General features: G+C 51.1%; 20 protein-coding genes. 13 read left to right on the top strand and 7 right to left on the bottom strand.

What is annotated here, in order from left to right; genetic code table 11:
- Positions 1-4 precede the first annotated feature (4 nt).
- The 3 genes from WMO45_RS04535 (at position 5) to WMO45_RS04545 (ending at position 3,767) form a co-directional block, all read left to right on the top strand.
- Positions 5-1,630, top strand: a complete 1,626-nt coding sequence (locus tag WMO45_RS04535; protein WP_349139382.1) for an Eco57I restriction-modification methylase domain-containing protein — start codon at positions 5-7, stop codon at positions 1,628-1,630.
- A 37-nt stretch (positions 1,631-1,667) separates the two neighbouring features.
- On the top strand, positions 1,668-2,906 hold the full coding sequence (locus tag WMO45_RS04540) for a Shedu immune nuclease family protein (protein ID WP_349139383.1): 1,239 nt from the start codon (positions 1,668-1,670) through the stop codon (positions 2,904-2,906).
- A 72-nt stretch (positions 2,907-2,978) separates the two neighbouring features.
- The gene (locus tag WMO45_RS04545) at positions 2,979-3,767 is read left to right on the top strand and encodes a hypothetical protein (protein ID WP_349139384.1); all 789 of its coding nucleotides are present in this window, start codon (positions 2,979-2,981) and stop codon (positions 3,765-3,767) included.
- A gap of 65 nt (positions 3,768-3,832) precedes the next feature.
- On the opposite strand, the gene WMO45_RS04550 is transcribed toward WMO45_RS04545, so the two are convergent.
- Entirely contained in the window at positions 3,833-4,681 is an 849-nt protein-coding gene (locus WMO45_RS04550; protein ID WP_349139385.1) for a helix-turn-helix domain-containing protein, read from the bottom strand.
- A gap of 640 nt (positions 4,682-5,321) precedes the next feature.
- On the opposite strand from WMO45_RS04550, the gene WMO45_RS04555 reads away from it, so the two are divergent.
- The 8 genes from WMO45_RS04555 (at position 5,322) to WMO45_RS04590 (ending at position 12,166) form a co-directional block, all read left to right on the top strand.
- Complete coding sequence (locus WMO45_RS04555) at positions 5,322-5,486, top strand: LLM class flavin-dependent oxidoreductase (protein ID WP_235230133.1); 165 nt, start codon at positions 5,322-5,324, stop codon at positions 5,484-5,486.
- Between the two features lie 5 nt (positions 5,487-5,491).
- Complete coding sequence (locus tag WMO45_RS04560) at positions 5,492-5,797, top strand: DUF3847 domain-containing protein (RefSeq protein ID WP_435387677.1); 306 nt, start codon at positions 5,492-5,494, stop codon at positions 5,795-5,797.
- A 251-nt stretch (positions 5,798-6,048) separates the two neighbouring features.
- Entirely contained in the window at positions 6,049-7,644 is a 1,596-nt protein-coding gene (gene mobQ / locus WMO45_RS04565) for a MobQ family relaxase (protein ID WP_349139387.1), read from the top strand.
- A gap of 66 nt (positions 7,645-7,710) precedes the next feature.
- Positions 7,711-8,382, top strand: a complete 672-nt coding sequence (locus tag WMO45_RS04570; RefSeq protein WP_349139388.1) for a CHC2 zinc finger domain-containing protein — start codon at positions 7,711-7,713, stop codon at positions 8,380-8,382.
- Complete coding sequence (locus WMO45_RS04575; protein ID WP_349139632.1) at positions 8,315-9,655, top strand: virulence-associated E family protein; 1,341 nt, start codon at positions 8,315-8,317, stop codon at positions 9,653-9,655. Before WMO45_RS04570 ends, WMO45_RS04575 begins: the two co-directional genes overlap by 68 nt.
- Positions 9,656-9,962: 307 nt before the next feature.
- Positions 9,963-10,196: an excisionase gene (locus WMO45_RS04580; RefSeq protein ID WP_349139389.1), complete on the top strand. Its 234-nt coding sequence runs from the start codon at positions 9,963-9,965 to the stop codon at positions 10,194-10,196.
- 120 nt (positions 10,197-10,316) lie between these two features.
- Positions 10,317-11,516, top strand: coding sequence for a site-specific integrase (locus tag WMO45_RS04585; RefSeq protein WP_349139390.1), 1,200 nt, complete (start codon positions 10,317-10,319; stop codon positions 11,514-11,516).
- A gap of 185 nt (positions 11,517-11,701) precedes the next feature.
- Positions 11,702-12,166, top strand: a complete 465-nt coding sequence (locus WMO45_RS04590) for a low molecular weight protein-tyrosine-phosphatase (protein ID WP_349139391.1) — start codon at positions 11,702-11,704, stop codon at positions 12,164-12,166.
- Positions 12,167-12,216: 50 nt separating this feature from the next.
- Here the strand turns inward: WMO45_RS04590 and WMO45_RS04595 are convergent, their stop codons facing one another.
- Together WMO45_RS04595 and WMO45_RS04600 are read right to left on the bottom strand one after the other, a co-directional pair.
- Positions 12,217-12,891, bottom strand: coding sequence for a YczE/YyaS/YitT family protein (locus WMO45_RS04595; protein WP_349139392.1), 675 nt, complete (start codon positions 12,889-12,891; stop codon positions 12,217-12,219).
- Positions 12,888-13,319, bottom strand: coding sequence for a MarR family winged helix-turn-helix transcriptional regulator (locus WMO45_RS04600; protein ID WP_349139393.1), 432 nt, complete (start codon positions 13,317-13,319; stop codon positions 12,888-12,890). The genes WMO45_RS04595 and WMO45_RS04600 overlap by 4 nt, the downstream gene beginning before the upstream one ends.
- A gap of 162 nt (positions 13,320-13,481) precedes the next feature.
- On the opposite strand from WMO45_RS04600, the gene miaA reads away from it, so the two are divergent.
- Complete coding sequence (gene miaA, locus WMO45_RS04605; RefSeq protein WP_349139394.1) at positions 13,482-14,381, top strand: tRNA (adenosine(37)-N6)-dimethylallyltransferase MiaA; 900 nt, start codon at positions 13,482-13,484, stop codon at positions 14,379-14,381.
- A 32-nt stretch (positions 14,382-14,413) separates the two neighbouring features.
- Here miaA and WMO45_RS04610 read toward each other — a convergent pair whose 3' ends face one another.
- The 4 genes from WMO45_RS04610 to WMO45_RS04625 all read right to left on the bottom strand — a co-directional run bounded on the left by WMO45_RS04610 (position 14,414) and on the right by WMO45_RS04625 (position 18,387).
- On the bottom strand, positions 14,414-14,836 hold the full coding sequence (locus WMO45_RS04610) for a DUF3842 family protein (RefSeq protein ID WP_349139395.1): 423 nt from the start codon (positions 14,834-14,836) through the stop codon (positions 14,414-14,416).
- Between the two features lie 116 nt (positions 14,837-14,952).
- On the bottom strand, positions 14,953-16,308 hold the full coding sequence (locus WMO45_RS04615) for a short-chain fatty acid transporter (RefSeq protein WP_349139396.1): 1,356 nt from the start codon (positions 16,306-16,308) through the stop codon (positions 14,953-14,955).
- A gap of 158 nt (positions 16,309-16,466) precedes the next feature.
- On the bottom strand, positions 16,467-17,057 hold the full coding sequence (locus WMO45_RS04620; RefSeq protein ID WP_349139397.1) for a rubrerythrin family protein: 591 nt from the start codon (positions 17,055-17,057) through the stop codon (positions 16,467-16,469).
- 121 nt (positions 17,058-17,178) lie between these two features.
- Positions 17,179-18,387, bottom strand: a complete 1,209-nt coding sequence (locus WMO45_RS04625) for an NADP-dependent isocitrate dehydrogenase (protein ID WP_349139398.1) — start codon at positions 18,385-18,387, stop codon at positions 17,179-17,181.
- Between the two features lie 158 nt (positions 18,388-18,545).
- Between WMO45_RS04625 and WMO45_RS04630 the strand changes: the two genes are divergently transcribed.
- Complete coding sequence (locus WMO45_RS04630; protein WP_349139399.1) at positions 18,546-19,862, top strand: MATE family efflux transporter; 1,317 nt, start codon at positions 18,546-18,548, stop codon at positions 19,860-19,862.
- Positions 19,863-19,907: the final 45 nt, after the last annotated feature.

Here is a 19,907-nt window from a genome sequence, read left to right on the forward strand (position 1 = left end):
AACGATGAGACTCAAAAAGGATAGTTCAGAACAGAAACTAAGAGGAGCGTATTATACGCCATTGCAGCTTGCAGATGCAATGGTGGAGCTTTTTGCGTCTCAAAATATCTCTACCGTCTTGGAACCAAGTTGCGGTGATGGAGTATTTCTTGATGCGCTACAGAACCTTAATCTTCTGAATAAGGTGGATAAACTAACAGCTGTTGAAATCGAACCTGACGAAGCCGAGAAAGTTCGTGATAGGTATTCTGAATTTGAACAAATCGAAGTATGCACCGAAGACTTTTTCGACTTCTATAATCGTGTTCTTGGCAAGGAACAGTACGATTTAATTTTGGGCAATCCCCCTTATATTCGCTATCAATATCTGAAAGAAAGCCAGCGAGAAATGCAATCTCAAATTTTGACTTCGCATGGTATGAAAGCGAATAAATTGATAAATGCATGGGTTGCGTTTATCGTAGCTTGTGTACAGCTATTGTCCGAAAAAGGTAAGATAGCGTTTGTTATTCCAGCTGAGATACTTCAAGTTGCGTATGCGGAGGATCTGCGCCTATATTTGGCCAATAATCTTGCGAAAATCACTCTAATCACATTTGAACAGCTTGTGTTCCCTGACATCGAGCAAGAAGTCGTTGTGTTTATTGGCGAGAAAGGCGAAGAAGAAAAGGGTATTCGCATCATTGAAATGAATGACCTTAGCGGTTTCGCTCAGTTGGATCTGTCCCAAAATGGATTCCAGAAGATGCAGCATGTCAAGGAAAAGTGGACTAAGTATTTCGTAAACGCAGAAGAAATGGCACTCATTCAGGAACTTCGTGCAGACAAACGCTTTGCAAAATTCTCCGAATACGGAATTATCAATGTTGGAATTACAACAGGCAATAATGGTTACTTTTCCATAACAGAAGAAACCTCCGAACAATATCAGTTGAGCGATGTAACACTTCCTCTGATTGGCAGAAGTTCTCATGCTCATGGAATATATTTCACATCGGCAGATTGGGAAGATAATAAAGCATCGGGAAAACGAGCACGCCTAATCAGCTTCCCTGAGATTCCGTATGATGAATATCCCACTAAGCACAAAGAGTATATTTTGCTGGGTGAAACAAACGGTGAACACGAGGGCTACAAATGCTCTATCCGGGATAGATGGTATATTGTTCCTTCTGTGTGGATTCCGGACGCATTTTTCTTGAGAAGAAATAATTTCTACCCTAAGTTCGTGTTGAATGAATGTGATGCAGTGTCAACAGACACAATGCACCGCATGAAATTTAACGATGGCGTTGATTCGCAGAATGTCCTTCTGGCCTACTATAACAGCATCTCCTTTGCTTTCACCGAAATTTGTGGACGGAGCTATGGCGGCGGTGTGCTTGAAATCTTACCCGGTGAGATGGGCAATATTCTGATTCCCAAAGTGGAAAGGATTGATCCTGAGCTTAGGAACAAACTGCTTGAGCATATTGACGCTATAGTGCGCAATGATGAGGACATTGAACTTGCGCTGGACGTTGTTGACAAAGAACTACTTGTAGACACATTGGGGATCGATCCTGAGATATGCCGTAAATGCCGTGCTATCTGGAAAAAGATGCAGACACGCCGGTTAGGAAGAGGATGACAAATACTATTATCAAGCTGTGAAGGGTGGAATTGATTTGAAAATCGGCCTACATATACCGAAAGTTCATGATATGACAACTGATACAGTTGATGTTATATCCACCTCTGCTGTCACAGCGGATGCGTCACCGGTAGTCTTGAGCCAAACGGAAATGATCCGGTTCAAGTTCTGTCCAACACTCGTAGACAACGAAAAAGAACCCCATAAATCGGTTTCCGGCAAACTTCTGTACGAAAAGAAGCGGAAGAACGATGTAGTCTTTCCGAGTGATACCACAGGATCAGCTGGCAAGGTTTCTCGTGGCTCTGTCAAAGTCGGAGATTGGATGGAACTCAATCTAAGCACAAGTGAAACATATGAGCTTTACCAAGGTTTGAAACGGCTGTATGCGCTGTATGAAGACATGGGCGAAATCCCATATGGTTCAGCTACTTACACCAGAGTAGACAGCAGTTTTCGTCAATTCCTTTCAATCATCCAAAACGACCCTTCCGCAGCTCGGATGATTGGTAACGAAGAAAATTATGATCTTGTGAAGACATTGCTTCGTCTCATCACTCAGACAAGTTCTTTGGAATCGTTAAAAAGAAGCCTGACAGAGCTACAGGATGAAAATTTACAGCACCTAACAACTTCTTTGAACATCGAAAAACTCCAAAGAGTTGCAAAGCTCATGGAAGACAATCTCGAAAATGATAGTGAGGAGTTTTGGCAGACCACTGTTTTCAAAGAGCATCAATGGGTATTGGCTCAAATCTTTGCTTGCCCTTGTACGATATTTGCAGATAAAGCGTATGTCGGCGGCAAAGGAATTAACAACAGCGGTGGAAATCTATGCGACTTCATTTATCAGAACAGTCTGTCTCAGAATGTGGCGTTGATCGAGATCAAAACACCATGTACCGAGCTTATCGGAAACCAGTATAGAGGTACATACAGCTTTAGCTATGAGTTGAGCGGAGCCGTAAATCAAGTTCTAAATTACAGAGATAAGCTTACAAAGGACTATTATTCTCTGTGTCACCAGGGTTCGGAGCCTTTTGAAGTCTTGTCCCCCAAATGCGTTGTAATTATCGGAAAAATGGCTTCGCTAACCCCAGGGCAAGTTGCGGCGTTTGAAAATTTCCGCAATAGTCTGAGCAATGTGTTGATACTAACCTTTGATGAGCTTTACCAGCGAATTGTAGATTTGATTGCCGTACTTTCTGAGTCCCCGAATCAACAACCTGGCATTTTTGAACCGGAAACCGAAAATGAGAATTTCCCGTTCTAAGAGAAAAAGCTAAATTCATCCTATCGGCACATTGTCCAAGGATTACAGATGAAGAGAAAAGGATTGTATCTCATGGCAGTTTATGATGACAAACAACACCAGTGCAGATTATGCGGCAATTATTATTCTGATAGTGATATGAGTGAGGAACACTATCCTGCACGAAACACAGGAAATGAAGATGTTGTTGCTGTCGATCTCGGCAAAATGTTTGATACATTTATTTCGGAGAGTGTACGTGCCGAGATTGGAGAAAAGTTGAATCACGGCGAACCTCTTGAGAATATTACTGGAGATATTTTTGATACTCAGTTATCTACATCTTTATTTCCGAAAGGGAGAACTGCCAGAACTCTGTGCCGTAAATGCAATACATTCTTAGGAAAGTATGATGAAGCATACCTAAGGTTTTTTAATCTTGACGGAAACCCCAAATCGATAAATGGTTTTCAACAACATACCAAGTATCAGATCATTAAGGCGATTTACGCTAAATTTCTCTCAATTCCTGAGGCTGCAGATGAAGCTTTCGATTTTATAGATTTTATTAGAGATAATGACTCTACGGTATACAATGGTAACTGGAATATTTATTTTGTAAAACGAGACTTTAGTTCTGATCTGCTGGGAATGAAAGACATTAGGACCGGAAAAATAACATTTGACGAAGGTGTTGTTTACGAACTGTCCGATGATAAGTTTATCTTCAATCTGATGAACTTCCCAAAACATTCGTGCTTTGAAATGACCAACCTTTTCGACATACTGAAAAAGAACTACAAATTGGTTGAAGGTGTTGGAGAAAGTGGCGGTTATCATGCGCAGGTATTTATGAGCAGCATATTTAACGCAAATTTATAATTATCATAAAAGGGACTGTTGCAAAAATTGGATTTGCAACAGTCCCTTTTACGTTTATACCTGAGTTACTTCCGTTTTCTTTTTCCCTTGCCATGAGTCATGCTGCCTTTTCCTCTCTGACTGATTGGGCTGTTCATGTGCTTGGACAGCTTCAGTACTTCAATCAGATTTGCAAACTGCTCCATGGTAAGTGCATCGTAGTCAATGCCGAGGTTAGCAAGGAACAAACGGGCTTTCTTTTCTTCGGTGCTGCCCTTGTAGTCCATGGCATCCTGTAATTGTTTCTGGACTTCCAGAGCGGCACAACTCTCGTCCGCAGTGGTAGCATCCTTACGGTGCGTATCACGAATGTCACGGAGAATGCCGGTCAGATCTTTGGAGATCACATGACCGAAATACTCATCTTCCTGCACCTGTGCCAGTTCCAAAGTGCGCAGATACAAGTCCTCCTGGTCATTTCCTTTTTTCTTAATCACAGATTGCCGGACAGCTTCCATGGCGGCATTCATGTTGGTGATCCGCATATCAGCAATACGGTCAACATAGATTTCTGCATCCAGCATCATGCGCTGAAAATCTTTGTGGCAGATCATTTCAGAAAGCAACCGGTGGTTGAAGTTCCCGGAAGTTAATACAGTAATTGCATCATCACTCAAATGCAGAGCGTTCAGCTCTGTGTTTGGGTGATTTTTATTTTCTGTCAGACCAAGCAGGTAGTCCGTGGACACGCCATAGAACTTGGCGAGAGTTTGGATCGCAAAGGGGCTGATGTCTTTTGCGGTTTCATCAGATTCATATTTTCCCAAGGCGGAACGGGACAGACCGGTGCGTTCTGCCAATTCTTCCAGCGTCAACTTAAAATCTACAACACGCAGATCTTTCAATCTTTCCTGAACAGTGAGTTTCGGTTGCATATTTCATCTCCATTTCCATAAGCGTGGAAATCCACGCATTTTTACGCTCTTTTCCTACCTTTTGGACATACGGGAGAGAGCGTCTTTTTTCGCTAAACTGTACTTGTAAATCACCGATGCACTTTGAAAACTGAATGACCGTCCGAATGGGATATGTCCCCCAGCGAAGTATCGCCACGACTGTGAAAAGCACGAGCGTACCAACGGGGAGAAAACGCCGGGAAGATCTCCGGGCAGGAACGACATTCGGACAGAACGGCACTCAAAAATCACGGGTTAAATTCAAACCATGTGAAATCAGCGAAAAAACCACTCTTTTTGTGTTGCTATCTATACCAATGAGTGATGCACTCAACAGCGTACAGGGTACGGCATAGAATGAAGGTTTTCGTTATTTCACAAAAAAACAAGTTAAACAGCAAATATGGATACTGCCCCTTATGTACAGGATATCGTTACAAAAATTCTGAGTGAAACGATGATTCTCTGTTTTCGTCACGAAACACTGTACGGCCCTTGCTGTTTAATAAACAAATTATACCATATCACGAACAAAAAAGAATGGAGGAAATGTGAATTGAAGAAGAAAAAGTCTGAATTGTATCGAAACGAGATCAAATCCTACATTGTCCGGGCTGGCATGACCATGAGCGAGGTGGTGGATTATCTGGCAGACGAGTATGGATGGAGCAGCAGCGTCCCAAATCTGTCCGGTAAGTTGAAGCGTGGGAGCCTGCGCTACGGCGAAGCGGTGGAGTTGGCTGATGCTCTGGGTTATGACATTGTTTGGGTGAAACGGGGGTGATGCGATTGGCGAATGAACAGTTGGAAAAATTGAAGCACCAGAAGTATGTAGCCGAGAAAAAGCTGACCGCAGCCAAGCACAAGGAAAAGCGACTGGAAAGCGAAATCAAGCGCCTGACCCGAAGCGAGAGAACCCATCGGCTTTGTACCCGTGCCGGTATGTTGGAAACCTTTTTGAGAGAGCCAACCACTTTGACCGATGATGATGTGATGGAGCTTTTGTCTTTCATCTTCCACAGCGAAGCGGTGCAAAAGAAGCTGAATATGCTGATTGAGAAACGAAAGGAAATTGGACAATCGGACGGGGGCTAAAACCCTATTCTTGAATAGGGCGCAATTATACACCACCTAAAGATGGTGATTGCGTTCTGCCGAAAGCCCCTTGCAGGGAGCTTGATGATTTCCGCAAAAGTCCTTTGCTCCAATCATCCAGGGGAAGCTACACTTCCCCTGCGCTGGCTTTGCCAGCTACCCCTTTGTGGACTTGCCGCCAGGGAATGATTGCAGGCACAATCATTCCCCGGCAGCGAGTTGATAACGCACCGAAAGGAGGTTCAAACAAAATGCCAGTACCCCATCTGAACATACGAATTGTTCAGAGAAGCAAGGGCAACTCTGCCGTTGCCGGAGCTGCCTACCAAGCTGGAGAAAAACTGTTTTCCGAGTACGATCAGAAGCACAAAGACCACCGCAGAAAACAGCATGAGGTTGTTTACACGGAAATCATGCTGCCGACCAATGCCCCACCCGAATACGCAGATCGAGCAACGCTCTGGAACTCTGCCGAGGAAGTGGAGAAGCAATGGAACTCACAGCTTGCAAGGCGTTTCGTTGTTGCCCTGCCGAGAGAAGTGCCGCTTGAAATGTGTCCGCAGATGATGCAGGAATACTGCCAAGAGCATTTTGTGTCAAAGGGAATGTGTTGTGATTGTGCAATCCATGACCCCGACCCACCGGGACACAATCCCCACTGCCACATTATGCTGACGATGCGAGCCATTGACGAAAACGGAAAGTGGGTGCCCAAGAGCCGAAAGGTTTATGACCTTGACGAGAACGGCGAGCGTATCAAACTCCCGTCCGGCAGATGGAAAAGCCATAAGGAAGATACCGTTGACTGGAACGAACAGTACCACGCCGAGGAATGGCGACACGGATGGGAAGTCATTCAGAATAAATTTCTGGAGCTTGCCGGAAGTGCCGAGCGTGTGGATATGCGTTCCTATGAAAGACAGGGACTTGATATTATCCCGACTGTCCACATGGGAGCCGCCGTGTCTGCTCTGGAACGCAAGGGCATTGAAACCAACATCGGCAATCTCAACCGGGATATCAAAGCCGCTAACCGCATGATGAACGCTATCCGTAGTACCATCAAAAATCTGCGAAACTGGATTGCGGATATTCTGGAAGCTACCAAAGAAGCCTTTGCGGAAATGGAAGCAGAAAAGAAAAATGCTTCGCCCGATCTTTCCAATCTGCTCCGTGATTATATGAATCTGCGAAAGGCAGAACGCAGCCAATGGTCAAGATATGGACAGCAGAAAGGCGCAGCGGATGATCTGAAAGCTGTCTCCAAGGCTGTGGTCTATTTGAAGGAGCATGAACTATTCACTCTGGAAGATTTGGACACTGCCCTGCAAGGCGTGAACGAAAAAGCCAGAGCCATCAATGCCGATATGAAGAAGGCATCTGCCCGTATGAAAGTCATTACCGGTATTCAGAACGCCGTGGCAGACTGCCAGACCCACAAGGCAGTCCATGACAAATATATCAAAATCGGTTGGAAAACAAGACAAGCTGCCTTTGCTGAAAAGCATAAGGACGAGCTGACTTCCTACAACAAGGCGTACCGCACTCTGAAAAAGCATGGTGTTGATTTGAATGTAAATCTGGATGCCCTGCAAACAGAATACGACGGTCTGAAAGCGACCCACGCCGAGCTTGCCGGACAGCTTGCTACCGTCAAAGAGGAATTGCAGCCAATGAGAGATATTCGCTACTGGGTCGGTAAAGTCCTCACGCCGGAACAGGCAGTTGAGAAGAAGCCCGAACCGAAGCACTCCGTTACCGAAAGATTGAAGTTCGAACAGGAACAGAAGAAACAACAGCCGGAGCAGAAATCTCCGCAGCACAAAAAACAGAATATGGAACTCTAACAGGCACTTGCCGTTTTCTCTACGAAAATGTCGGGTGCCTTTGTTGTTCCCCGAAAGGAGGACGCAATGAATGTATTTGAAGCGGTCAAACAGACCGTCACAACCCGACAGGCGGCAGAGAGCTACGGCATTCATGTCAACCGGGCAGGAAAAGCCAACTGCCCTTTTCACAATGATCGGACACCCAGTATGAAAGTGGACAAGCGGTTCCATTGCTTCGGCTGCGGTGCCGATGGAGATGTGATTGATTTTACAGCAAAGCTATATGGGTTAGATGCAAAGTCCGCCGCCGAAAAACTGGCTGCAGACTTTCAAATTCCCTACACACATCAGAAGAGAAAGGAAACGGTGAAAAAGACTATCAGAGAGAAATCGGAGGAGCAAATGTATCGGGAACTGGAAGCCAGATGCTTCCGGGTATTATCAGATTATTATCATCTGCTCCGGCGTTGGGAATGGGCATATGCCCCAAAACCGGAAGATGAAACATGGCATCCATTGTTCGTGGAAGCCCTGCAAAAGAAAAACCACATCGAGTACTTGCTGGATGTGCTGCTGTACGATCCCGTCGAGGAGCGAGCGGCACTTATCAAAGATTACGGAAAGGAAGTGATGAAACTTGAACGGCGATTATCAGAGCTTGGCACCGGAGCTGAGAGAGAACTTGAAGATGCTGGCAGAGAACCGGCTCTGCCAGACCCCGGAGGAAGTCAAGGAGCTTCTGGAGGTGAACGATAAAGGGCAGGTGAAAAACACCATGCAGAATGTGTATCAGGTCTTTCAGTCTGACCCGGTACTGCATGGAGCCATCGGCTATAACATCCTCACCGGGCGCATTGACATCTGCAAGCCCCTGTGGTGGGAGCGTACCACCTCTGCCATGAGCGACACGGATTTCAACTACCTCATGCTGTATCTGGAAAAACGATACGGGCTGAACAACGAAAACCGCATTCGAAGGGCGCTGACGGTGGTTGCGCACCAGAATCAATACCACCCGATCCGGGAGTATCTGAACCGCCTGGAATGGGATGGCACGGAGCGTATCCCTTGTGTACTTCATCACTTCCTGGGTGCAGAAATATGTGCGTATGGTACCGAAGTCATGCGGCTGTTTCTGCTGGGAGCCATTCACCGGGTATTCAGACCGGGCTGCAAGTTTGAACTGATGCTCTGTCTGGTAGGCGGACAAGGAACCGGTAAATCTTCCTTCTTTCGCTTTCTGGCCTGCAAGGATGAATGGTTCTCCGATGACCTGAAGAAGATTGATGACGACAATGTGTTCCGCAAGATGCAGGGACACTGGATCATAGAAATGTCGGAGATGATTGCCACAGCCAATGCCCGGAGCATAGAGGATATCAAATCTTTTCTTAGTCGTTCTAAGGAGACTTACAAAGTCCCCTATGCTACCGAGCCGGAGGACAGGCTGCGGCAATGTGTGTTTGGCGGTACTTCCAATGCGTTGGACTTTCTGCCCCTTGACCGCAGCGGAAACCGCCGTTTTCTGCCCGTCATGGTACATCCCGAACAGGCAGAGGTTCATATTCTGGAAGATGAAGCAGCATCCCGGCGGTATATGGATCAGCTGTGGGCGGAAGCTATGACCCTTTACCGGCGAGGAAAGGTGCAGCTGAAGCTGTCTAAAGAAATGAACGATCAGTTGGTTCTCCTGCAAAAGCAGTTCATGCCGGAGGATACCAAGGTGGGCGTGATACAGGCGTTTCTGGACGATTTTGATGGAGATATGGTTTGCTCCAAGCTGCTCCATCACGAAGCTTTGGGACGCTTTGACGAGCCGAAATCGTGGGAGATACGGGAGATCAACGAAATTATGAACCAGTCAGTGACAGGCTGGATACCTTATCCCAATCCCAGAAGCTATAAGAAGTACGGCAAGCAAAGGGGTTGGATGCGTGGAAACGAAATGACGGAAACAGGGGCAACTCCTTTGGATGGCTTCCGTGAACTGACCGAGGAAGAATGCAGCCAGATGGAGCTGCCGTTTTAAGAAAGGAGCATGGTTTCCTGTTTCATATCCAATCCGTTGCCATATCGGTTTCCGGGAAAAACCTTGTCCCGCAGGGCTTTTTCTTCTATGGAAACGAAAGCAACAAAGAAATTCAAGAAAAACCAAAATAGCAAAGACAGCTGCCGCCAAGGAAGAATCTGGTTTTTAGAAGCCGGTTTCCGGTTTCTGTTTCCGGTTCTCCCTTGCCCGGCTTTAGGAGGTATTGAAATGCACGCAGCACATAAAAACGCAGGGTTCGGAACGCCCCATCCCTGCACAACGAACTGATATATGGAGGTAAATGCCTATGGCAAATAGCAAGAGCAATGTGAGCGAGAAGAACTATTTTGACATTCCGGTGTGGCGCAGATACACGCTGACCATTGAGGAAGCAGCTGGCTACTATCACATCGGTGAAGGAAAACTGCGGATGCTGATCGACCAGAACCCGCACGAAGATTTCTATGTTATGAACGGAAATCGGGCGCTGATCAAGCGGGAGAAGTTCGAGCGGTATCTGGATCAGGCTACCGCAGTATAAATTCTAAAAAAATAATGCGGCAGAACTGCCGTTTTCACATGATACAACTATACTGAGAGCCAGATTTGTGATACAATGTTATCGCAAGTCTGGCTCTCCTTTCTTGAAAGGAGAGATTCCATGAGCGAAAAAAGACGAGACAATCGTAACCGGATTTTGCGTGAAGGCGAATACCAGCGTACAGATGGGAGGTATCGTTACCGATATATTGACGAGGACGGCAAGGAGAAGAATGTATACAGTTGGCGTTTGGACAAGAACGATCCGACACCCAAGGGCAGAAAGCGAGAGTTTTCGCTGAGAGAGAAGGAAAAACAGATTCAGGCAGATCTGTTTGACCACATCGTTACCAATGGCGGTAATTATACGGTAGTTGAACTGGTAGAAAAGTATGTGTCTTTGAAGACCGGAGTGAGCCACAACACCCGTGCTGGATATAAGACCGTGATCAATATCCTGAATAAAGAAGCGTTTGGAAAGCTGCGCATTGACAAGGTGCGCCTGTCTGATGCAAAAGCATGGTTGATCAAGCTTCAGCAGGTGGATGGCAGAGGGTATAGCTCCATTCACTCTATCAGAGGTGTTCTGAGACCGGCTTTTCAGTTGGCGGTAGACGATGACCTGATCCGTAAGAATCCATTTGGATTTGAACTGGCATCGGTGATCGTGAATGACTCCGTCACCAGAGAAGCAATTACCCGAAAGCAGGAGCGTGAACTTCTGAAGTTTATCAAGGAAGATAAGTACTTCTGCCGATACTACGATGCGATCTATATCCTCTTTAACACGGGGCTGCGTATTTCAGAATTTTGTGGATTGACCTTTTCCGATATCGAGTTCGATCAGAAGCGTATCAAGGTTGACCATCAGCTGCAGAGAACATCGCAGATGCAATATGTGATCCAGGACCCCAAGACGGAAAGCGGTATCCGCTATGTGCCGATGAGCGAGGAAGTGGTGGCGTGTTTCCGCCGTATTCTCGCCAATCGTGTGGCACCGAAAGTGGAGCCGATGGTAGATGGATATGCCGGATTCCTGTTCTTGGACAAGAACGACAGACCGATGGTTGCACTGCACTGGGAGAAATACCTGCAGCACATTGTCGAGAAATACAACAAGATCTATCGTATCCAGATGCCCAAAGTGACTCCTCATGTATGCAGACACACCTTCTGTTCCAATATGGCGAAATCCGGAATGAACCCTAAGACATTGCAGTATATCATGGGTCATTCGGACATCAGCGTGACGCTGAACGTCTACACCCATGTGCAGTTCGATGACGCACAGGCAGAGCTGCTCCGAGTAGCGCAAGCCTGAAAACCCCCGTTGGTAAAGCGCATTTATTTACCAACGGATTTACCAATATTGCAGGAAAAAGCATGAGAAAATACGGGAAGATTTGAGAAGATATCCCGAAAACAAAGAAACAAGAAAATGCCGAAAACATAAGCAATATTGGGCATTTGAGAAGAAATACAAGACTTATATGGAGATATAAGACGATGATAAAAATACTATTTATTTGCCATGGAAATATTTGCCGCAGTCCCATGGCAGAGTTTGTGATGAAGGATCTGGTAAAAAAAGCGGGACTGACAGAACAGTTTGAAATTGCCTCGGCCGCCACCAGCACCGAGGAGATCGGCAATCCGGTCTATCCACCGGCCCGGCGAAAACTGGCTGAACACGGTATCTCTTGCCAGGGACACGCGGCCCGCCAGCTGCAACGGGCGGATTACAACCGCTACAACCTTCTCATCGGCATGGACCGGGCCAATCTGCGCAACATGCTGCGCATCTGCGGCGGCGACCCGGAGGGCAAGCTCTCCTTGTTGATGGATCACACTCCGAAGGGTAGTGAGGTGGCCGATCCCTGGTATACCGGGGATTTTGAGGCTACCTGGCAGGATGTGAGCCTGGGCTGCCAGGCGCTGCTGGACACTCTGGTATCTCAGCCAGGAGTATAAAATATAAGGCCGCGCTTCCACATATGGAAGCGCGGCCTTTTCTATCTTTTTTATGCTTGTTCCGCCGAAGGGAGTTCCTCCTCCCCCAACAGGTTCTGAACCCAGCTACCGATCCCCTTATTGAAAGTGCGGGCAATGTTCCCCACCAACAGCGCGGAGATGATGGTCCCCTCCCGTACGCCGGTCAAAGCGTGATAGAGAATGAGCCCCAGCACTGCCGCCGAGACTGCCATAGTTACATCCACAGCCACTTTGGTCTTACCGAAGTCAGTATTCCAGGTGGTAGAAATAGCGCTGACCGTGCACTCTCCAGGCAGCATAACCACATTGGCGGCCATTTCCATAAAGACACCGAATCCCAGTATCAGACAGCCTACCAACAGGGAAAGAAACTTCAGCGGATACCCCTGGGGCTGGACAAAGGAGAGCATCTCCATGGTCACATCAATAAACCAAGAAAAGATAACGGAAATCGGCAGCTGAAGCCAAAACTGCCGGGGAAAGCGCCGGCGTAGAATCACCAGCTGAATCACAATGAGCAGCACACTGTATGCCAGCGTGAACATCCCCAGAGTGGGTGCAAAACCAATGCTCAGCGTATAGGGCACACTGGAAATGGGCGAGGTGCCCAAATTGGCCTTGGTAATCAAGCTGATGCCCAGGGAGTTGACAAACAGCCCCACCAGAAAAAACAAATACCTCCGGATCAGTTCCTTTTTGCTCATTGCAGTACCTCCACATCAATCAACTCTTTGCACACCCGCAGCAGTCCCTCCAACAGATAGGCCCGCTGTTTTTCATCCAGTCCGGAAAGCACCCGTTGCTCCAGCTGGTCCAGGGTCCGGCGTACCTCCCGCTGTTTTTCCCACCCCAACTGCGTCAGGTAGACATGCAGACTCCGGCGGTTTCCGTCCTCGGTCCGGCGCTGGATCAAGCCCTTCTCCTCCATCCGGTTGAGCAGTCCGGTCAGGGTCGCCGGATCGATCTGACAGCCCAGGGCGATGTCTTTTTGTACGCTGCCGTCGTGCAGCCCCAGATAATCCAGCACTTTTGGCTGCCCCGCTGTCAGTCCGGCCCCGGCCAATTCTGCCATAACTTGCCGCTGGAACAGCCCCTGCGTCGCCATGAGAAGGTAGTGAAAGCTTCTATCCATACGGTCTTTCCTCCGAACTATTTGTATACAAATTATTTGTATACAAATATAGTAGCAGGTTTTTCCAGCATCGTCAATGGACACAACCAACAAAAGACCGGCGGTTGCCCGCCAGTTGCTTTTATGCTACAATACACCTGAGAACAGAAAGGATGTGTATACATGCCGTTGCCCAAACTGATCGTAGTCCTGGGTACCACCGCCTGTGGAAAGAGTGGGCTGGGGGTAGACTTGGCCAAATGTTTTGATGGTGAGATCGTCTCCGCTGACTCCCGGCAGGTATACCGGGGGCTGGATTTGGGTACCGGCAAGGTGACGGCCGAAGAGATGCAGGGCGTTCCCCATCACCTGCTGGACGTGGCCGAACCCAACGAGACCTATTCCGTAGCAGATTTCCAGACCGCGGCCTACGCCGCCATCGACGGAATTCTGGCCCGGGGCAAGATCCCCTTTCTGGTAGGCGGTACAGGGCTCTATGTGCGGGCGGTGACCGAGGGCTTTGTCTTTAACGACGTCCGGCCTGACCCGGAGCTGCGGGCCCAGCTGGAGGGCAAGAGCACCCAGGAGCTCTACGCCCTGCTGCGGGAACGGACCGGGGTCACACTCACCGGCGGAGAAGAGCAAAACCGCCACCGGCTGGTGCGCGCATTGGAAAAATCCTTTGCCGGGCCGCTGGATACTCCCCCCGCCCAGCCGCGGTACCACTGCCTGCAGTTGGGGGTCACCTATCCGCGGGAAACGGTCTGCCAGCGCATCGACCAGCGGCTTGAGGCCCGCATCGACGCCGGTATGATCGAAGAGGTGGCTGCCCTACGTCAGGCCGGTGCCAGCGACGCATTTCTGGAGCGTCTTGGCCTGGAGTACCGCTATATTCTCTGGTATCTCACCGGACGCATCCCAACTCTGGATGGTCTGAAGGACGAATTGGGCCGGGCCATTAAGCGCTTTGCCAAACGTCAGATGGTTTGGTTCCGTCGGGATCATGGCGTACTGTGGCTGGATATGGAGGGGGACTTTCTTGCCCAAGCCCAGCAGGCTGTGGCAGACTTCTTGGCCGAATAAAAAACCGGCGGCTTAATGCCGCCGGTTTTTTTCTATTCTTTTTGGGACGCCTCCAGCAGTCGGCCCAACTCATCCACCGCGCTCTCCAACAGCTTTCCAATGGACAGGCCAGCCACCCCGGCCACTACATTGTCACACTGGTTGAGCGGGATAAGGATCTTATGTGCGCGGGACTGCCCTACCGCCACAGCCATAGCAGGGGAAATCTCCCCCAGCAGCGCGTCGGCAATCACGATTCCCATGGGACCCAGGATCACATCTGCCCGGCGGCAAGCCACCAGCAGGGCGTTTTCTCCCGTGGCCCCTTGGGCTGCGCCTCCTTTCAGCATGGCGGCAGTGGCCAGGCTATTGGTACCTACTGCCGTCACCCGCAACTGCGGGTAGCGGGCCAGTACCGCCCGTACCAGCTGCTGTCCAATCCGGCCGCCCTGGCCGTCTACCACAAGGATCTCCATCCGTTTCTCTCCTTTTTTCTATTTATTTCATGATAGCACACCCGGTTCGAGAGCGCAACGGATGAAAAAGTGGGCCGCCCATTTGGGCGGCCCACCTGGTGCGGATATGAGAACACTTAGAAGAACAGGCCCCAGACGAGGAAGCCGCCGCAAGCCACTACACCGGTGAAGATGGTCACGATCACCAGGTAGCCCATGATATTGCGGGCAGACAGTCCGGCAATACCCAGAGCGGGCAGCGCCCAGAAGGGCTGAATCATGTTGGTCCACTGGTCGCCCCAGGCAATGGCCATGGCGGCCCGGCCATAGTCGATACCCATAGCCTCAGCGGCGGGCATGACAATGGGCGCCTGAACGGCCCACTGACCGCCGCCGGAGGGCACGAAGAAGTTGATGATACCGGCGGACAGGAAGGTGAGCATGGGGAAGGTCACATCGTTGGAGATGTGGACAAAGAAATCAGCAATGATGGAGGCCAGGGAGACGCCGGCGGCGTTCTGGGCCACCATCAGGCCCATGATGCCCGCATAGAAGGGGAACTGGAGCAGGATGCCGGCAGAGCTCTTGGCCGCGTCGGAGATGGCGTCCACATAGCGGTAGAGGTCACCGTGCAGCAGGATACCCACGAACAGGAAGATCATGTTGACGATGTTCAGGTCCAGATTGAAGCCCTTCTGCGTGAAGTAATAGATGATGTAGGCAAAGCCGAGAACCAGGGTGATGACCCACAGGATGCGGCTGTGCTCAATGCGCTCGGCCGGAGTGCTGATCTCATACTTCTTCTCGTCCTCTTCGGCCAGCAGGGCGGGATCCACAGCAATGGTATTCTGGGCTGTGGGGTGCATGGCGTAGTTGACCAGAGGCATGATCAGCAGGATCACCAGCACCATGCCCAGGTTAACGGGATGGAAGATGGTCTTGGCCACCGGAGCCTGGTAGACCACATCCAGAATGGTGCTGCCGTTGGCAATCTGCAGGGGAATGGAGCCGGACAGGCCAGCGTGCCAGATCACGAAGCCGGAATAGGCCGAGGCAATCAGCAGAGGATAGTCCACATCCCGTACCCGGCGGGCCACCTCACGGGCCAGCAGCACACCGGCGATGAGGCCAAAGCCCCAGTTCAGCCAGCAGCAAATGGTGGAGACAAAGGTGGTTACCAGAATGGCGCTCTTGGGATCATGGGCCAGGGTAGCGATGGAGCGCAGAGCGCGCCTGCACGCTCTGGCCGAAGCCATGGCCGAACCCAGCACCAGCACCAGTGCCATCTGCATGGAGAAGGACAGCAGGCCCCAGAAGCCGTCGCCGCTGGCGCCCTTGCCGCCCCAGGCCCAGACCAGCTCCACAGGGTTCTGCTGGGTGCCCACCATGGCGGCAATGAAGACTACGATGGTCAGAATGATGGCAAACAGGAAGGGATCCGGCAGCCATCGGTTCATGATCTTAACGCAGCCGTTGGAAAAACGCTTGATCATAACTTTCCTCCTAACACAACACAACAAGATCCGACAGGCCACACCTCCCATCGGTCGCCCCCATTATATCGGCCTTTCCCCTTGATGTCAATCATTACCATTGAGTTTACTTTTGTGCAAAAAACTGGCGGCTGCACAACGCAACCGCCAGTTTTTCCTTAAAATAGTATTTCTTTTTCCCGGATAAAGTATCCCTGCGGACGGCGGCAGACCGGACAGACCGCCGGTGCGCCCGCGCCCTCCACCACATGTCCGCAGTGCAAACAAATCCAGCGTTCCGGCTGATCCGACACAAACAGTCGCCCTTGCTCCAGCCATGTGGCAAACCGCCCGAACCGGTCGCCATGGGTCTTTTCCACTGCAGCGATGGCGCGGAAGGTATGGGCGATCTCAGGAAACTCTTCCTCTGCCGCTGTACGAGCAAAACCCGCATAGTCATGCTCCCACTCCTGGTATTCGTTGTGCTGCGCCGCCTGCAGATGGGGCAGAAGTTCCTGGTAGAGTTCGACAGGGTAACTGCCGTCCACCTTCAGACTCTGTCCGGATACCGGCTTGAGCAGGTTGTAAAAGACCCACGCATGGGCCTGCTCCTGGGATGCGGTAAAGGTAAACAGCTGCTCCAATACATACATCTGCTGCTGCCGCGCCAGATCGGCTGCAAAGGTATAGCGGTTTCGGGCCTGACTCTCTCCCGCAAAGGCCCGCATCAGGTTGAGCCGGGTCTGGCTGTCATGAAAATCCATCGTCATAAGCTCCTCCCTGGTATATTTTGGACACAGAAAGGATACCCGCTCCGCCCCGGCTTCATACCATCCGGACAAAAATACCCCCGGAGCTTTTTCTCAGCTCCGGGGGCATTGGTCAGACTGCTCAGGCCTCCAACCGGGCACGGATGGCGCGGAGGAATTCCAAGGAGTTGACACCCTTAGCGGGAGTCTCTCCTTCCCACAGGCCCACCAGGTCCTTGGTCATCACGCCGGACTCGATGGTGGCGATGGTAGCCGCCTCCAGCTTGTCGGCAAAGGCGGACAGTTCGGCGATACCGTCCAGCTCACCCCGCTTGCGCAGTGCGCCCGTCCAGGCAAAGAGGGTCGCCACCGGGTTGGTGGAGGTCTCCTCCCCCTTCAGGTACTTGTAGTAGTGACGGGTAACGGTGCCGTGGGCGGCCTCGTACTCATATTTACCGTCAGGAGAAACCAGGACGGAAGTCATCATGGCCAGAGAGCCAAAGGCGGTGGAGACCATGTCGCTCATCACATCGCCGTCGTAGTTCTTACAGGCCCAGATAAATCCACCCTGGGAACGAATGACCCGCGCCACCGCATCGTCGATGAGGGTATAGAAGTACTCGATGCCCAGCGCATCGAACTGGGCCTTGTACTCCGCGTCAAAGATCTCCTGGAAGATATCCTTAAAGGTGTGGTCGTACTGCTTGGAGATGGTGTCCTTGGTGGCAAACCACAGGTCCTGCTTGGTGTCGATGGCATATTGGAAGCAGGAGCGGGCGAAGGAGCGGATCGAGCTGTCCTTATTGTACTGTCCCTGGAGCACGCCGCCGCACTCAAAGTCATAGACGGTCTGACGGAACTGCTCGGTCCCGTCGGCAGCAGTAAACACCAGCTCAGCCTTACCGGGGCCGGGCACCCGGTATTCCGTTCCTTTATACACATCGCCGTAGGCGTGACGGGCGATGGTGATGGGCTTCTTCCAGGTCTTGACCACCGGGGAGATGCCCTTGACCATGATGGGAGCGCGGAACACCGTGCCATCCAGAATGGCGCGGATGGTACCGTTGGGGGACTTCCACATCTGGGAAAGCTTGTACTCCTCCACCCGCTGGGCATTGGGGGTAATGGTGGCGCACTTGACGGCCACACCGTACTTTTTGGTGGCCTCGGCCGAGTCCACCGTCACCTGGTCGCCGGTCTTTTCCCGCTCGGGCAGACCCAGATCGTAGTACTCGGTCTTCAGGTCGATGTAGGGCAGCAGCAGCTCATCCTTGATCTGCTTCCACAGCACACGGGTCATCTCATCCCCGTCCATCTCCACCAGCGGGGTCGTCATCCGAATTTTTTCCATAGTCTCCTCCTTGGGTCTGTTTCCGCGATTTACTGAGCCAAATTATACCCCCCTCATGAAAAAAAGGCAAGGGATTCCGTCTGTTTTGCCACTTGTCCAGCTTTCCCATTCGCGCTATACTGTAAAATCGACGTGATAAAAAAGGAAAGAGGATCGCCGTGTTCAGCAATCAAGCTCTGAAAAAGCTCATCATCCCGTTGGTGATCGAGCAGTTTCTCTCCGTCATGGTGGGTATGGCCGACATCATGATGGTCTCCTCCGCAGGTGAGGCCGCAGTCTCCAGTGTGGCGCTGGTAGACCTGATCAACGTACTGATCATCAATATCTTTGCCGCCCTGGCCACCGGCGGCGCCGTAGTGTGCGCACAGGCCATCGGCGCCCAGGATCTGGACCGGGCCAACCGGACAGCCAACCAGCTCATGTACATCGTCACCGGCATCGCGCTGATCATCATGACCCTGGTTTTGCTCTTCAAGGCAGGGCTACTTGGCGTGCTGTTTGGTCAGGTAGAGCCGGCCGTCATGGAGGGGGCCATCACCTACTTTGTCATCTCTGCCCTCTCCTATCCCTTCATTGCCCTGTACAACGGCTGTGCCGCCCTGCTGCGGGCCATGGGCAACTCCAGGGCCTCCATGTATGTCTCGGCCTGGATGAATGGACAGAACATTGTGGGCAACGCCATCTTTGTGTTTGTCTTCCACCAGGGCGTGGCCGGCGTGGCCTTTTCCTCCCTACTCTCCCGCATTGTGGCAGCCATCATCATGATGGTGCTGATGCACAGCCATCACAATCCCGTTCGGATCAACCATCTGCTCCGTTTCCGCTTCGAGCCCGCGGTCATGGGCCAAATCCTGCGCATCGGTGTGCCCAACAGCCTGGAAAACAGCTTCTTTCAGCTGGGCCGGGTCCTGTTGGTGAGTATGATCTCCACCTTCGGCACCGCCCAGACCGCAGCCAATGCCGTAGCCAACAACATCGACGGCTTCGGCGTTATCCCCGGGCAGGCTCTGGGTCTGGCCCTCATCACCGTGGTTGGCCAGTGCGTGGGCGCCGAGGAATGGACACAGGTGCGGCAATACACCAAGCGCCTGCTCAAGATCGCCTATCTGTGCACCTGGGGGCTCAACGCGGTGCTGCTGCTGTGCCTGCCCCTGATCCTGATGCTCTACCAGCTCTCGCCGGAGACGCAGCGCTACGCCTTCCTGCTTATCTGGATCCACAACGGCTGCGCCATGCTGCTTTGGCCCCTTTCCTTCACCCTTCCCAACGCTCTGCGGGCCACCGGAGATGTGCGGGTACCCATGGTCATCTCCATTGTCTCCATGGTGGCTGTGCGCCTGGTGGGCAGCTATCTGCTGGGCGTAGTGTTTCAGTGGGGCGTGCTTGGCGTGTGGACAGCCATGGTGGGCGACTGGGTGGTGCGCTCGGTCTGCTTCGTACTGCGCACCCGGCGCATGTTCCGCCGCTGCTGCTGAACAAAACGCCGGGGCGGTTCCCAAGGGAACCGCCCCGGCGTTTTG

The organism is Flavonifractor hominis (assembly GCF_040095835.1).
Classification (GTDB): Bacteria; Bacillota; Clostridia; order Oscillospirales; family Oscillospiraceae; genus Flavonifractor; species Flavonifractor hominis.